The following is a 14707-nucleotide window of genomic DNA, read 5'->3' on the forward strand; positions in this document are numbered from 1 at the left end:
AGGCCGTCAGGGATAAAGGGGACCAGAATGATATCGACAATCGGGCTCATCGGCGGACTGGCGCTACTCATCTACATGACCGTGAAGGGTGTAAATATCCTGATCGCCGGGCCGATTGCCGCCGCGATTGTTGCCGCGACCAGCGGGCTGGCATGGTTGCCTCCCCTCGCCGCAGAAGGGGCTCCCGATTTCGCCACCGCCTATATGGACGGATTTGTAGGCTTTTTCAAAAGCTGGTTCTTCATGTTCCTGCTTGGCGCAATATTCGGTGAAATCATGGGCGCTTCGGGCGCTGCGGCGAGCGTCGCCCACTGGATTGTCGAAAAAATCGGTATCAAGCATGCGGTCCTCGCCGTGGTCGCCGCCTGTGCTGTTCTGACTTATGGCGGGGTCAGCGTTTTTATCGTGGCATTCTCTGTCTATTCTCTGGCGGTGCACCTGTTCCGCGAAGCCAATTTGCCGCGCCGCTTCATTCCCGCGGCACTGGCTTTCGGTTCTGTGACGTTCACCATGACATCGGCGGGCAGCCCGGAAATCCAGAACCTGATCCCAATGGAGTTTCTTGGCACCACGGCCTACGCAGGTTGGGAGGCCAGTCTTTTTGTTGCAATTATCATGGCCGTGTCCGGTCATTTCTGGCTGAACTGGATGGTCAAGCGCGCCGTCGCCAACGGGGAAACATTTGTTGGCCGCGAGACCGATAATGACAATCAGGATTATGGCAGCTTGCCCGCACCTTTATTATGTTTGCTGCCGCTGATTACCGTGCTCGGCATCTTCCTGATTTTCCAGTATCCGCAGGCGATGGGGCCGCTCTCCGCGATATTGCCGCAAAACTCGCTCGACAAATGGGCACTTGTCGCCGCTTTGGGTTCCGGGGCCATTGTCGCGCTGGTTGTGGGTTACCGGAAACTGAAAACTATGCCGGAGGCCTTTTCCCGCGGTGCGACCAGCGCGGTGGTGGCCATTACCAACACCTGCGCCGTCGTCGGCTTTGGCGCGGTTGCCCAGCTTTCCCCGGCTTTTCAGACGGCGTTGGAAATGGTCCAAAACCTACCCGGCAGCCCGCTGATCGGCGCGGCCATCGCCGTCACTGTCATTGCCGGCCTGACCGGATCGGCATCGGGCGGACAAACCATCGCCCTGCCTCTTCTCGCGCCGCATTATCTGGATATCGGCGCACAGCCGGACGAACTGCACCGTGTTGTCGCCATATCCTCTGGCGCGCTCGATAGCTTGCCGCACAATGGATATGTCGTCACCACCATCCGCGCGGTTTGCGGGGAAACGCACAAGGATGCTTATAGTGCAGTCGGCGCACTGACCGTCATCATACCAACCCTTGGCACAATATTAGTGCTAGGGTTGTTTATGATCTTCTAGGCTGTGCGGGGGGTTAGTCCGGCTTTTTCGCCACGCCAACCAGTGCGGGACGCAATAACCGGTCCTTGATAACATAACCGGCCTGCATTTCCTGAACGACAGTGCCGGGTTCCTCCTCATCGGTTGGCACTTCGATCATTGCCTGATGATGGTTTGGATCAAGTGGCAAGCCAAGCGCGGGAACACGTTTGATACCGTTTTTCTCGAACACTGTTTCCAGTTCGCGGCCCGTTGCCTCGATACCGCCGATCAGGCCTTTCCACTTTTCTTCATTCTTGATCTCTGTCGGAATGGCAGCAAGCGCGCGTTGCAGGTTGTCCGAGACACTGAGCATATCGCGGGCAAATCCGGTTGCGGCATAGGCTCTTGCATCCTGCGCATCTTTTTCCAGCCGGCGGCGGACATTCTGCGTTTCGGCCTGAGCGTAAAGCACTTGCTGTTTCGCTTCGGCCAGTTCGTTTTCAAGGGAAGCTATGCGCTCGTCTTGAGAAGCTTCTTCAGACGCAGCATCATTGTCCCGCCCATTATCCTTAAATGCGTCCGGCACACCTTCCAGCTCCGCTGCTGCGGCTTCGTCCAGCTTGTCATTCTTATTGGCTTGGGGCTTCGTATCACTCATTATTCTTCACTCGTTTTATGTTATTTGGTCAATAATTTGGATATAGTCTGTGCTGTGAAATCTACCATGGGTACGACTCGGGCATAATTCAAGCGCGTTGGCCCGATAACACCAACCACACCAACCACTTTGCCATCACCATCTTTATATGGTGCCGCTATCACAGAAGACCCGGAAAGGGAGAATAATTTATTCTCCGCTCCGATAAAGATTTTTGCCGCATCGGCATCTCTGGCATTATCCAGCAGGCGCGCAATTTCCTGTTTGCCTTCCAGTTCGTCGAGCAACTGCCGGATCCTGTCAATGTCGGCAAGCGCGCTTTCTTCCAGCAGATTTGCCTGACCGCGCACGATAAGCACCGGCCGGGCTGCGGAATCCTTTGACCAGATAGCCAGACCGCGCTGCACCAGATCTTCCGACGCCTTGTCAATCGCCATGCGCTCCGTCTCAACATCCCGGTCAAGCCGCGATAATGCCTCGGCCAGCGTCATTCCGCCAAATTGAGCGGTAAGATAGTTCCCGGCCTCGATCAGCGCGGATTCCGATATACCAAACGGAAGCTCCAGCACCCGGTTTTCAACCGCGCCATCTTGCCCGACAAGGATCGCAAGCCCCTGTCCTTCCGACAATTTCACAAAACTGAACTGTTTCAGCAAAGGCTCCCGCTTGGGCACCATCACCAGCCCGGCACAAGCCGACAATCCGGACAATATGGCCGTAGTCGCGGACAGCGCTTCTTCTATCGGGCCTTGATCCCTGATCTGCGATTCAATCGCCTCGCGCTCTTTTTTCGACGGCTGCGCCGTTTGCATCATACCGTCAACAAACAGCCGCAACCCCCTTTCCGTAGGTATCCTGCCCGCACTGGTATGCGGGGCAGCGAGCAGGCCGAATTCTTCAAGATCCTGCATAACATTGCGGATAGAGGCGGGCGAAAGCTCCAGGCCAGGCGCCTTTGAAATGGTCCGCGATCCGACAGGCGCGCCATTGTCGAGATAGGATTCCACCACGATCCGGAAAATATCCTGCGCTCGGGTTGTCATTTCGGTGATCGGTGTGGTTGTCATGATTGCTAGATAAGCACACTTCTCATTTGATTCCAGCCTTGCAGAATTAACTGCCTGTTCTAAGACGTAGCGCAAGCCATCCACAGGAGAATCACTTATGCGCCCATCAGGACGTGCGCCAGACGAAATGCGTGCCATTACTATCGAAACCGGATTTACAAAGCATGCCGAAGGGTCTTGCCTGATAAGTTTCGGTGACACGCGGGTATTGTGCACGGCCAGCATTGAAGAGCGCATTCCGCCATGGCTGCGCGGCAAAGGCGAAGGCTGGGTCACCGGCGAATATTCGATGCTTCCCCGCGCCACTCATACCCGCAGTTCGCGCGAAGCGGCCCGCGGCAAGCAATCCGGCAGAACACAGGAAATTCAACGCCTTATTGGCCGTTCTTTGCGCGCTGTGGTTGACCTGAAAAAACTGGGCGAGCGCCAGATCACACTGGACTGCGATGTTATTCAGGCCGACGGCGGCACACGAACCGCGTCGATCAGCGGCGCATGGGTCGCGCTTCGGTTGGCCGTCAACGGTCTGATTGATCAAAAACTGATCAGCGAAGATCCGATTGAGCAGAAAATTGCCGCGATCAGTTGCGGTATTTTTGACGGCACTCCCGTTCTCGACCTTGATTATGATGAAGATAGCAATGCCGGTGCCGACGCCAATTTCGTGCTGACCGGTGACGGTAATATTGCCGAGGCGCAAGCCACAGCCGAGGGCCAGACATTTGATGACGAAGGTTTGATGCGTTTGATGCGGCTTGCCAAAATCGGCTGCGGCCAGATTTTTGAAGCGCAGGAAAAGGCAGTTTCGTAAGCAGGAAGATGACCAGGCACCGCAAACTCTCTCCCGGCAAACTCGTCATTGCCAGCCATAACCAGGGCAAGGTGCGCGAAATCCGCGCCTTGCTCGCACCCTTTGGTATCGAGCCTGTTTCAGCAGGAGAACTGGGCTTGCCCGAACCGGAGGAAACCGGAACAAGTTTTGCTGAAAACGCGCTGCTCAAAGCGAACGTCAGCGCGCAAGGGGCCAATTGCGTGGCTCTGGCGGATGATAGCGGGCTGTGCGTGACCGCTCTAAACGGTGCTCCGGGGGTCTATACCGCCGACTGGGCAGAAGCGGACATATTCGAAGGCGGACCGGGCCGGGACTGGTATATGGCCATGGGCAAGGTTGAGGGGAAACTGGCCGAACTGGGACCGGGTACCGACCGCAGCGCCCATTTCATATGCACGCTCGCCCTCGCCTGGCCCGACGGACATACGGAAATCTTTGAAGGCCGCGCGAATGGCAATCTGGTATGGCCGCCGCGCGGGACATTGGGATTTGGCTATGATCCGGTGTTTCAGCCAGATGGCTTTGAGCAAACTTTCGCGGAACTGGACCCAAAGCAAAAGCACGAAATGAGCCACCGCGCCGATGCGTTCAGCAAACTGGTAAAAGCCTGTTTTGATTAAAGCGGACCGTTCATAATGATGCTTGAAGCCGCATCCTCCACAATATCCGTAAAGCCGGAGGACCGGAACGGGCTTGCTCTTTATATTCACTGGCCCTTCTGCATTTCCAAATGTCCCTATTGTGATTTTAACAGCCATGTGCGCGACCAGATCGATCATGACGCTTGGCAAGCGGCGCTCCTGGCCGATATGCGGTATGAGTATCAGATCACTCAAAACAGGCGGATAAGCTCGATATTTTTTGGAGGCGGAACACCCTCGCTCATGCCGCCCCGGCTTGTCGCCAAGCTGATAGAAGAAGCCGATTCTCTATGGGGCCTGGAAGAAAGATGCGAGATCACTCTGGAAGCAAACCCGTCTTCGGTTGAGGCGAGCCGGTTTTCCGATCTGGCAAGTGCCGGGGTGAACCGTGTTTCATTGGGTTTGCAATCGCTTGATGACCAGACATTAGAGTTTCTGGGCCGGGCGCATGATGTCACAGAAGGTCTGGCGGCTCTGGACACAGCGCAGGAAAATTTTGGCCGTGTGAGTTTTGATCTGATCTATGCACGCCCTGGCCAATCCCTTGGCGACTGGCAAACGGAACTGGAACGCGCGCTGCAATTTGGCACCACGCACCTGTCACTCTATCAACTGACCATTGAACCGGGCACACGCTTTGAAACATTAGTCCGCACGGGCGCTTTGGTTCCTGCCGATGATGACCATTGCGCCGACCTGTTTGACCTCACGCAGCAATTGACCAGCGCCGCCGGTCTGCCTGCTTACGAGATCAGCAATCACGCCAGGCCCGGTCAGGAGAGCCGCCATAACCTGAGCTATTGGCGCTATGACGATTATATCGGCATCGGCCCCGGCGCGCATGGCAGGCGGCTGAACAGCGCGACCGAGCGTCACAAAAAGCCGGAGAACTTCCTCTCCGCTGTCGAACGCAACGGTAACGGTCTGAAAGTCGAGCAAGCCCTGTCACCGCAAACACGGGCGATGGAAGCATTGATGATGGGACTGCGGCTGGCTGAGGGCATCAACCTTGCAGTACTGGAGAGAAAAACCGGGCTGGCGGCTGCGGACATCATCGATATGCAGGAGACTGAAAAGCTCTCCGACGCGGGATTTATGGTAACCGAGGCTGACCGGCTGACGGTAACCACGAAAGGCATGCCGCTGCTCGATGCGATATTGCCCAAAGTCATATCAGACCATCTCTGACCATCAGATATTTGGACTTTATCCATAGGCGCTGCTAGATTCTGCGCTATGCAAAGCACCAATGCGCTCATTCAGGATTTTTCCCGCCATTTGCGTGAAGGGCGGCGGCGTTCGCAGCATACCGTGCGGGCCTATATCACCACGGCCGAGAGGTTTTGCGCATTCCTGATGGACTATTTTGGCGGCCCGGTTGATAGCGCGCAACTCAAAGCCCTTACTCAAGCCGACATACGTTCCTACCTCGCTTTTCGCCGCGCGGATGATCTGTCCAATAACAGCGCGGCAAGGGAACTGTCCGCGATCCGTGCCTTCCTGAAATTTGTAGGCGGAAATGACAGTCAGATACCAAGGATCAAGGGACCGAAAGTCACCCGCGGCGTTCCTCGCCCTGCTGCTCCCGATGACATCCTTGCAATAGCAAATGACATCGCGGAAAGCGCCAGTGAACACTGGATTGGCGCGCGCGATTGGGCGGTTTTATTGCTCTTATACGGCTCTGGCCTGCGGATCAGCGAAGCGCTGGATCTGACCGCCGATGCGCTCCCGCTGTCGGATACCATCCGCATAACCGGCAAGCGCGGCAAAACACGGATCGTGCCCTTACTTGCCGAAGTGCGTAAAGCGATTGAACATTATATCGACCTGTGCCCTCATGCGATGGCACCAGGAGAAACGATATTCCGGGGCAAGCGCGGTGGACCGTTATCGCCCAACCTGATCAGGCGGGTTGTTCAACGCGCACGGACAAATCTTGGTATTTCAGACAAGACCACACCCCATGCCCTGCGCCACAGCTTCGCCACGCATTTGCTCGCTGGCGGCGCGGATTTACGGAGTCTTCAGGAATTGCTCGGCCATGCGAGTTTAAACAGCACGCAAGTCTATACAGCCGTGGATGCGGCGCATTTGCTGGATGTTTACCAGAACGCCCACCCGCGTGCGACAAACTCCTAGCGGCTATTCTTCCTTCGGTCGCCAGAAAATTACGCGCCAGATATAGATGACTATGGCCAACACGATGACACCTATCGACACCGGGCCGACATATTTTTCGATCTCGTCGACATTTTGTTGCAGTTGATATCCTGCAAAGACCAGCGCGCTATTCCATACGGATGCCCCTGCCAAAGTGGCCAATATGAAACGCTTGTGGGACATCCCGAACAACCCGGCCGGAACCGAAATAAGGGTGCGTATATTGGGTATGCAACGCGCAAAAAAGACGACCCATTCGCCGTGATTATCGAATGTGGCATCAATCCGGTTCACGCTCCGCACGTCAAGGGTCAGCCAGCGGCCGTGCTTTCGGACAAAGTTGCGCACGTCGTCCTCGTCCCAATGCCGCCCGATCATGAACCACATATAATTACCAGCAAGGGAGCCAAGCGAGCCCACCAGGACCAGTAGCGGTGCAGAAAAACCGCCGTGTCCGACAGCGACGCCGCCCAATCCCATGATCAGTTCGGAGGGTATAGGGGGGAATATATTCTCGGCAGCCATGAGCAAGGCAATCGCCAGATAACCGCCTTGTTCGATAAAATCGGGAATCCACTCACTCATGTGACCCAAACCATTTGATTGTTCATGTGTTCCCGGAAATATTCTTACGCGCGCGCGCTGATCCGCGCTTCAATCGCATCCCAGATCATTCCCGACGTATCAGTGCCATTAAACTTGTCGATCGCCACAATGCCGGTTGGCGATGTCACATTGATCTCGGTCAGCCATTTCCCGCCGATCACATCAATGCCCACGAACAGCAGGCCAAGGCGCTTCAGGTCCGGTCCCATCGCCGCGCAAATTTCCTTCTCTCGCTTCGTTAGCACCGCCGCTTCGGCATAGCCGCCTTGCGCCAGGTTGGAACGGAACTCCCCTTTCCCCGGCTTGCGGTTGATCGCGCCAGCAACTTCACCGTCAACCAAAACGATGCGCTTGTCACCATCCTGCACTTCTGGAAGAAACGGCTGGATCATATGCGGTTCGGGCCAAGTCTGGTTAAACAGCTCGGTCAAGGCACTTAAATTGCTGCCATCTTCCGGGACAAGAAATATAGCCTTGCCACCATTACCGTGCAGTGGTTTCACGACAATCGCGCCATGTTCCGCTTGAAAAGCACGGATTTCATCAATGTTTCGCGTAACCAATGTTGGCGGCATAAATTGCGCGTAGTCCAGAACATAGACTTTTTCAGGTGCGTTACGGACCGATGCCGGATTGTTGACGACCAGGGTTTCATGCTCGATACGTTCCAGAAGATGCGTCGCGGTGATATAACCGACATCGAAAGGCGGATCCTGACGCATGAGAACAACGTCGATATCCCTTCCTAAATCAATCCTGACCTGCTCGCCAAATTCATAATGGTCCCCCTCCACCTGCTGCACCTCGACCGGATGCGCGAGTGAATAAAGACGGCCACCAACATATGTGAGGTCTTTTACATTATAATGATAAAGCCGGTGGCCGCGCTTTTGCGCCGCAATCATCAAAGCGAAACTGCTGTCCCCTGCGATATTCACAGTTTCCATCGGGTCCATTTGCACAGCGATTCTCAAACTCATAACCTATCATCCCTTGAATATGGCGGTCACATATCCGTTAGTGTTTCAACCTATCGAATGCATTTATCGGCAAATAACAGGCGTCCTTCGACCAGCTCGGGACTAACGGATTGATTGGCGCGGCTAAAACCCATGCCAGACATTGGTTAAATGGGTCGGTAAGCGGCGCGGTGCAACCAAAATCACATCAATCCGCGCATCTTCGCCATTCTGGCAATATTCCGGATAGAGAATTTCGACCGCCGCAGCGACCCGTTTTAGCCGGTGATGGTCAATAGCCAGTTCCAGATCCTCAATCTTCGTCCGCGCTTTAACTTCCACAAAAGCAACCAGTCCGCCCCGCTTTGCTATCAAATCCACTTCGCCGCGCGGAGTGCGGACACGCTGGGCCAATATTCGCCAGCCGTGCAAGCGCAGCCAACCTGCGGCAATGCTTTCTGCGCGCCTTCCCTGTTGTTCAGCACGCTTGCGCGTCATTACCGGCCTTCCGCTTTCCAACGATTTGCCAAATCGTAAAGCGCCTTCCGGTCGGCACTATAGATACGGGAAACCTCCCCGGCGGCTTTTGATGCCGGAAGCCGTTGCAACGCTTCGCGAAGCGCTTCCTCGATATCCGTGTCACTTGCCGGTTCTGCCGCTACTGGCGGTCCGACCACGACGACAATCTCTCCCTTGGGCTTTTCATCGGCATAGCGGTCAGCCAGTTCTTTCAGGCTGCCGGTGACCGTTTCTTCAAATTTCTTGGTGATTTCGCGGATCACGGCCGCCGGGCGATCTCCCAAATGGTCCAGCGCGTCCGCCAGCATCGCACCAAGCCGGGAACCATTTTCATAGAATATCAGTGTTGCCTTAATCGGCTTCAACTCGGCCAAAGCCTCACCACGCGCTTTGCTTTTGCTCGGCAAAAAACCCTCGAACAAAAACCGGTCACTGGGTAATCCCGATAAGGTGAGCGCGGCAATAACAGCACTTGGGCCCGGCACTGTTGTGACATAGACCCCCTGTGCCCGTGCGTCCCGAACCAGCTTGTAACCGGGGTCAGAGATGAGCGGTGTCCCCGCATCGCTAACCAGTGCGACAATTTTGCATCTTAATGATGCTAAAATTTCTTGCCGTTCCTGCTCTCCCTTATGGTCATTATAGACGACCATCTTGCCCTTTTTACCGATATGATTCAGAAGCTTGCCGGTAACTCTTGAATCTTCCACTAAAATAATATCCGCAATGCCAAGGATTTCTACCGCTCGGCGGGATAAATCTCCGAGGTTGCCGATTGGCGTAGCCACGATATACAGACCATGTTCAATGGGAGCAGACATAATGAATGCCATGACAGATAAATCGCATGTAGGACAGGATGAAAAATCATTCCCCCAGGCAAGTTTTGCGCCCCCGCAAAACGCCGCACCAAATGGCCGCCGTAGCTTGTTGAAATATGCCGGCCTCGCTTCCGTCATATTTCTGGCGGGTTGCGGAACAATCATGCCGCGCGGAACAGAGCCGCCACCTACACCCACACCTGCACCGCCGCCGGTAACAGGTGACCTGCCCAGCGATGAAAATCATCACCGGATTGCCTTGTTGGTTCCCCTATCCGGTAAAAATGCCGGTATCGGTCAATCTCTGGCTAACGCGTCTACGATGGCGCTGCTTGATACCAAGGCGCAGAATATCCGCATGACCAGCTATGATACTGCCAAAGGTATTACCGCGGCTGCTACCAAAGCAATTGCGGATGGCAATAAACTAATCATCGGCCCCCTGCTCAGCGACAATGTTGTAGCGACAGCAAATATCGCACGGCCCGCTGGTGTGCCAATACTCAGCTTTTCCAATGACTCCGGTGTTGCGGGAAATAATGTCTTTCTGCTCGGTCACATTCCAGCGCAATCAATCGAACGCGTTGTCAGCTATGCCAAGTCAAAGGGCATGAACCGTTTTGCCGCATTGGTGCCAAATGGCGTCTATGGACAGCGCGCTTCTTCTAACTTGCTGAGCTCAGTTAAGGATGCAGGCGGAACAGTTGTTTCGATCCAGAATTTCAACCGCGATGCGGCGTCAGTTGAAGCGGCCACGAAGAAACTGTCCCAAAATGGTGACTTTGATGCCGTCTTATTGGCAGATAATGGCACGATGGCGATTCAGGCCGCACCCTATATCCGCAAAAATGCCAGCGATACAGCCAAGATTTTGGGTACCGACCTTTGGAACACCAGCAGCGAACTTGCCGGAACCCCGTCTTTGCGCGGAGCGTGGTTTGCCAGTGTTTCAGATGGTTTATACCGGCAATATGCCACCAAATATCGCAGCCGTTATGGCAGCGCGCCTTTCCGGCTTTCCAGTCTGGGATATGATTCGGTTCTGCTTACCGTCAAAGTGGCGCAAAACTGGAAAGTGGGCACCCCATTCCCGATCAATCAGCTGACTGATCCGGGTGGGTTTGTCGGTCTGGACGGCGTATTCCGTTTCCGCCGCAATGGCATTTCGGAACGGGCTCTGGAAGTGCAGGAAATCAGGGATGGCAGCTTTAGCGTCATAGACCCCGCACCCAAGGGGTTTTGATAGCTTACTCTTTAAGGGGTCAACCCGGCCAAGACCGGGCCGGGATGACCTCATAATACAGCATTGAATATTACAGATTAGCCGATCTGTTGGCCGGTATCTTTCCAGTCGGCCAAAAAGCCTTCAATGCCTTTGTCGGTCAAAACATGCTTGAACAATCCGCGAATGACATTTGGCGGCATGGTAGCGACATCAGCACCGATACGCGCCGATTCCAGAACGTGGACCGGGTGGCGAATGGAAGCGACCAAAATCTCCGTATCAAAGGCATAATTGTCGTAAATCAGGCGGATATCATCAATCAGCTTCATTCCGTCAAAACCATTATCGTCATGGCGTCCGACAAATGGGGATATAAAGCTCGCGCCCGCTTTGGCGGCTAACAACGCCTGATTGGCAGAGAAGCAAAGCGTCACATTGACCATCGTGCCTTCGCTGCTCAGCGCTTTGCAGGTTTTCAGGCCATCAATGGTGAGCGGTACTTTGATGCAGACATTGTCCGCGATTTTGCGAAGCACTTCTGCTTCTTTCATCATTGTTTCATGGTCCAGCGCAACCACTTCTGCGGAAACAGGGCCATCGGTCAGACCGCAGATTTCCTTGGTCACTTCCATAATATCCCGGCCCGATTTTTTAATCAGTGACGGGTTGGTGGTGACGCCATCAACCATCCCGGTTGCGGCCAGATCGGCGATTTCGGCGGTGTCAGCGGTATCAACAAAAAATTTCATGGGGTTTCTACTCCGGATGCAGGTGCGTTAAATATGCTTACGGCCCGCTTACCGGTTTTTATGGCCGGGCGAAACAGAGCATATCGAATAAATGTGCATAAAGCTGTGGATAGCTTGCGGGTTACCCGGTGGATAAAACTGGTCAGCTCAAGCCGAACACACTGATTAACAGCGGATCGCCTGTGGCCGATGGATTGGCCCGGATTCTGGCCTCCTGCGTGCCGATGGAGCGGTAGATCGCCTCGCTGGTTTTGATCGTGACGTCCTCGCTAATCTCGGCAAAATCTATATCGCTGACCTGTGACAGAGCCAGGTTGATTATTTCATTGTCAAACAAGTTCAAACCCTTGCTGATCCCCGGCAACATATGGGTGACCAATGACGAACCAAGCTCACGCTGCAAAAGATTAGTGGCGGCGCGGTCCCCGCCTTTGATGATCGACGCCGCATCGGCTATGCTCATGTTTCTTATGGTGTCAGCAATGACCGGTGCGGCCAGCTCCGCCCCTGTCTCAGCGGCGCGGTTCACCTGTTTGAGCAAACGTTTCTGGATTGGCTCAGACCGCAGCACCGCCGTTGCGATATTCGTCACAGGCGCACCGCCCAACCTGTCTGGCACCGATATGCGCGCTACCTGGCTGTCAAAAAACCCGTTGGGCTGCATCAATTCGGCAAAAGCATTTTGCGACGAGACAGTCAGCAGCCGCCTGACCGCTTCTGTCAAGCTGAGCGGAGGCAGGCTGACACAGCCCGGCAATACGAATATAGCCGTTGCGACTCCAATGAGTCCATTCGACAGAAATTTCCGGCGATCAATATTCTGCATAATCCTACCCCCTAGCCCTTAAAAGCCTGCACCCAATTGTTTGCATAGCAGTTGGTGACGCGGTCCCAAACCATGCTTATACGGGCGATATGAATCGTGCCACAAATCGAGTGAGAGTGCTATTGCTCAATGCAGCTTTGGGGCCGCTCGATTACCTTGTGCCCGACGGAATGGATGCAAAGCTGGGATCAATAGTAATGGCACCGCTTGGACCGCGCAAAGTTCCGGGCGTTATTTGGGAAGCAGAAGGCTTTCCAATAGATGAGATTGACCCGAAAAAGCTCCGCAAGATTTTGGAAGTTCGAGATGTGCCGCCTCTGTCCGCGCCGCTAAGGCGTCTGATCGAATGGACCGCGCATTATTATTTTGCCTCTCCTTCATCAGTCCTGCGCATGGTCCTGTCAAGCGGCGCGGCATTTGCCGATAACCGCCCGATTATTGAATATCATTTAAACGGTAATATCCCCGACCGGATGACACCCCAAAGGGAACAGGCGCTTAAGAAACTCGCCGACATTCAAGGCACGATTAGTGAGCTGGCTTATAAAGCAGATGTCTCTATTGCCGTAATCAGGGGGCTAGAGAAAGCGGGCGCACTGAATCGCAGTGAAGTTTCTCCCTTCGTGAATATCCAGCATCCTGATCCTGAATTTGCAAAGGTAGATTTGAGCGACGATCAAAAACGGATCAGCCGGGAGTTGACTGATGCAGTTCAGGCCGCATCTTTCCAGCCCTATCTATTGGATGGTGTGACAGGTTCCGGTAAGACCGAGGTCTATTTTGAAGCGGTGGCGGAAGCCTTACGTCAAAATAAGCAGACTTTAGTTTTGCTTCCTGAAATCGCTTTGACTGAACCGTTTCTGGACCGGTTCAAGGCGCGCTTTGGCGCTGAACCGATAGCGTGGCACAGCGGGCTTAAACAATCGGATCGCAAGAAAAACTGGCGCGCTTTGGCAGATGGCGGTGCAAAAGTTGTGGTAGGAGCGCGCTCAGCCTTGTTTCTGCCCTATAAGAATCTCGGCCTGATCATCGTTGATGAAGCTCATGAAGTGAGTTTCAAACAGGAAGATGGCGTGCGCTATCATGCGCGCGATGTTGCTGTGATGCGTGCATTGCATGAGAAGATACCAGTAGCTCTTGCCTCTGCCACACCCGCGATTGAAAGTCTGCATCAAGTCGATCAAGGCAATTATAAGCTGCTCGAACTGCCAGCCCGCTTTGGTGCAGCAACCTTGCCAAAAATTGAAGCGCTCGACCTGACGCAGGACATTCCTGCGCGCGGGTCGTGGCTTGCGCCGACTCTGATTAATGCGCTGGAAGAGAACCTTGATAAGGGTGAGCAATCATTACTTTTTCTAAATCGCCGCGGTTTTGCTCCGCTTACTTTGTGCCGGACATGTGGCCATCGCATCAATTGCCCGAACTGCACGGCATGGATGGTCGAGCACAGGCTGACAAAACGTCTGGCTTGTCATCATTGCGGACATGTTATGCCGCAGCCGGATAAATGTCCGGAATGCGGTGACGAGGATTCGCTTGTCGCTTGTGGTCCGGGGGTTGAGCGTATTTGCGATGAGGTCAAAATGCTTTTTCCCCAGGCGCGAACCGCGATTGTCACTTCCGATACCATCTGGTCGCCTGCCAAGGCTGGTGAATTTGTGGAGCAGATGGAGTCAGGAATGATAGATATCGTAATTGGCTCGCAGCTCGTTACCAAAGGCTATCACTTTCCCAACCTGACGCTGGTGGGTGTTGTCGATGCGGACATTGGCCTTGAAGGCGGGGATTTGCGCGCGGCAGAGCGGAGTTTCCAACAAATTGCACAGGTCGCGGGGCGAGCCGGGAGGGCCGAAAAACCGGGCCATGTCTATGTTCAGACCCGCATGCCGGGCGCGCCGGTGATTCAGGCGCTTATCAAGGGCGACCGGGATGGCTTTTATGCTGCCGAGACGGAGTCCCGCCGCGCAGCCGCTGCCCCGCCTTTTTCAAGGCTTGCCGCGATCATCATATCATCGGAAGATAACTCGGAAGCGATGGAAACGGCCCGCCTGATCGGCCAGACCGCGCCAAAGGTGGAAGGCTTTGCGGTTTATGGCCCTGCCCCCGCCCCGCTCGCCATGCTGAGAGGGCGCTACCGCCACCGCTTGCTGATCCATGCCCACCGGTCGGTTGACTTGCAGGATATTACGCGCGCCTGGCTGGAAAAACTGGAATGGCCAAGAGCCGTGCGTGTCAGCGTCGATGTCGATCCCTACAGCTTTGTCTGATCCATGAAAAACACGATCCCCCTTGCGCTC

The 14707-nt window shown here is 54.6% G+C and carries 15 protein-coding genes; 7 read left to right on the forward strand and 8 right to left on the reverse strand.

Annotated elements, in window-relative coordinates; all coding sequences use genetic code 11:
• Positions 1–27 precede the first annotated feature (27 nt).
• The gene (locus tag VIN76_RS11670) at positions 28–1383 is read left to right on the forward strand and encodes a GntP family permease (RefSeq protein ID WP_332042025.1); all 1356 of its coding nucleotides are present in this window, start codon (positions 28–30) and stop codon (positions 1381–1383) included.
• Positions 1384–1396: 13 nt separating this feature from the next.
• On the opposite strand, the gene grpE is transcribed toward VIN76_RS11670, so the two are convergent.
• On the reverse strand, positions 1397–2002 hold the full coding sequence (gene grpE, locus VIN76_RS11675) for a nucleotide exchange factor GrpE (RefSeq protein ID WP_332042026.1): 606 nt from the start codon (positions 2000–2002) through the stop codon (positions 1397–1399).
• Positions 2003–2022: 20 nt separating this feature from the next.
• Positions 2023–3069: a heat-inducible transcriptional repressor HrcA gene (gene hrcA, locus VIN76_RS11680; RefSeq protein WP_332042027.1), complete on the reverse strand. Its 1047-nt coding sequence runs from the start codon at positions 3067–3069 to the stop codon at positions 2023–2025.
• A gap of 97 nt (positions 3070–3166) precedes the next feature.
• Here hrcA and rph point away from each other — a divergent pair, with 97 nt between their 5' ends.
• The 4 genes from rph to VIN76_RS11700 are packed head-to-tail and all read left to right on the forward strand — an operon-like array spanning position 3167 to position 6684.
• A complete protein-coding gene (gene rph, locus VIN76_RS11685) occupies positions 3167–3880 on the forward strand; it encodes a ribonuclease PH (RefSeq protein WP_332042028.1) in 714 nt (237 codons plus the stop codon).
• Between the two features lie 8 nt (positions 3881–3888).
• Complete coding sequence (rdgB, locus tag VIN76_RS11690; RefSeq protein WP_332042029.1) at positions 3889–4521, forward strand: RdgB/HAM1 family non-canonical purine NTP pyrophosphatase; 633 nt, start codon at positions 3889–3891, stop codon at positions 4519–4521.
• Positions 4522–4536: 15 nt separating this feature from the next.
• On the forward strand, positions 4537–5730 hold the full coding sequence (hemW, locus tag VIN76_RS11695; protein ID WP_332042030.1) for a radical SAM family heme chaperone HemW: 1194 nt from the start codon (positions 4537–4539) through the stop codon (positions 5728–5730).
• Between the two features lie 48 nt (positions 5731–5778).
• On the forward strand, positions 5779–6684 hold the full coding sequence (locus VIN76_RS11700; protein ID WP_332042031.1) for a tyrosine recombinase XerC: 906 nt from the start codon (positions 5779–5781) through the stop codon (positions 6682–6684).
• Between the two features lie 3 nt (positions 6685–6687).
• Here VIN76_RS11700 and VIN76_RS11705 read toward each other — a convergent pair whose 3' ends face one another.
• From VIN76_RS11705 to rsmI, 4 genes are all read right to left on the reverse strand, one after another.
• On the reverse strand, positions 6688–7290 hold the full coding sequence (locus VIN76_RS11705) for a DedA family protein (protein WP_332042032.1): 603 nt from the start codon (positions 7288–7290) through the stop codon (positions 6688–6690).
• A gap of 44 nt (positions 7291–7334) precedes the next feature.
• On the reverse strand, positions 7335–8291 hold the full coding sequence (gene gshB / locus VIN76_RS11710) for a glutathione synthase (protein ID WP_332042033.1): 957 nt from the start codon (positions 8289–8291) through the stop codon (positions 7335–7337).
• Positions 8292–8414: 123 nt separating this feature from the next.
• Entirely contained in the window at positions 8415–8768 is a 354-nt protein-coding gene (locus VIN76_RS11715) for a YraN family protein (RefSeq protein ID WP_332042034.1), read from the reverse strand.
• Complete coding sequence (gene rsmI / locus VIN76_RS11720) at positions 8768–9610, reverse strand: 16S rRNA (cytidine(1402)-2'-O)-methyltransferase (protein ID WP_332042035.1); 843 nt, start codon at positions 9608–9610, stop codon at positions 8768–8770. Before rsmI ends, VIN76_RS11715 begins: the two co-directional genes overlap by 1 nt.
• A 1-nt stretch (position 9611) precedes the next feature.
• Here rsmI and VIN76_RS11725 point away from each other — a divergent pair, with 1 nt between their 5' ends.
• Complete coding sequence (locus tag VIN76_RS11725; protein ID WP_332042036.1) at positions 9612–10853, forward strand: penicillin-binding protein activator; 1242 nt, start codon at positions 9612–9614, stop codon at positions 10851–10853.
• A 77-nt stretch (positions 10854–10930) separates the two neighbouring features.
• Here the strand turns inward: VIN76_RS11725 and fsa are convergent, their stop codons facing one another.
• Complete coding sequence (gene fsa, locus VIN76_RS11730; protein WP_332042037.1) at positions 10931–11584, reverse strand: fructose-6-phosphate aldolase; 654 nt, start codon at positions 11582–11584, stop codon at positions 10931–10933.
• 142 nt (positions 11585–11726) lie between these two features.
• A complete protein-coding gene (locus VIN76_RS11735; RefSeq protein WP_332042038.1) occupies positions 11727–12410 on the reverse strand; it encodes a DUF4197 domain-containing protein in 684 nt (227 codons plus the stop codon).
• A gap of 89 nt (positions 12411–12499) precedes the next feature.
• On the opposite strand from VIN76_RS11735, the gene VIN76_RS11740 reads away from it, so the two are divergent.
• Positions 12500–14677 carry a primosomal protein N' gene (locus VIN76_RS11740; protein WP_332042039.1) on the forward strand — a complete coding sequence of 726 codons (2178 nt, stop codon included), beginning with the start codon at positions 12500–12502 and terminating at the stop codon, positions 14675–14677.
• Positions 14678–14707: the final 30 nt, after the last annotated feature.

Source organism: Parasphingorhabdus sp., assembly GCF_036568145.1.
In the GTDB taxonomy this organism is placed as follows: domain Bacteria; phylum Pseudomonadota; class Alphaproteobacteria; order Sphingomonadales; family Sphingomonadaceae; genus Parasphingorhabdus.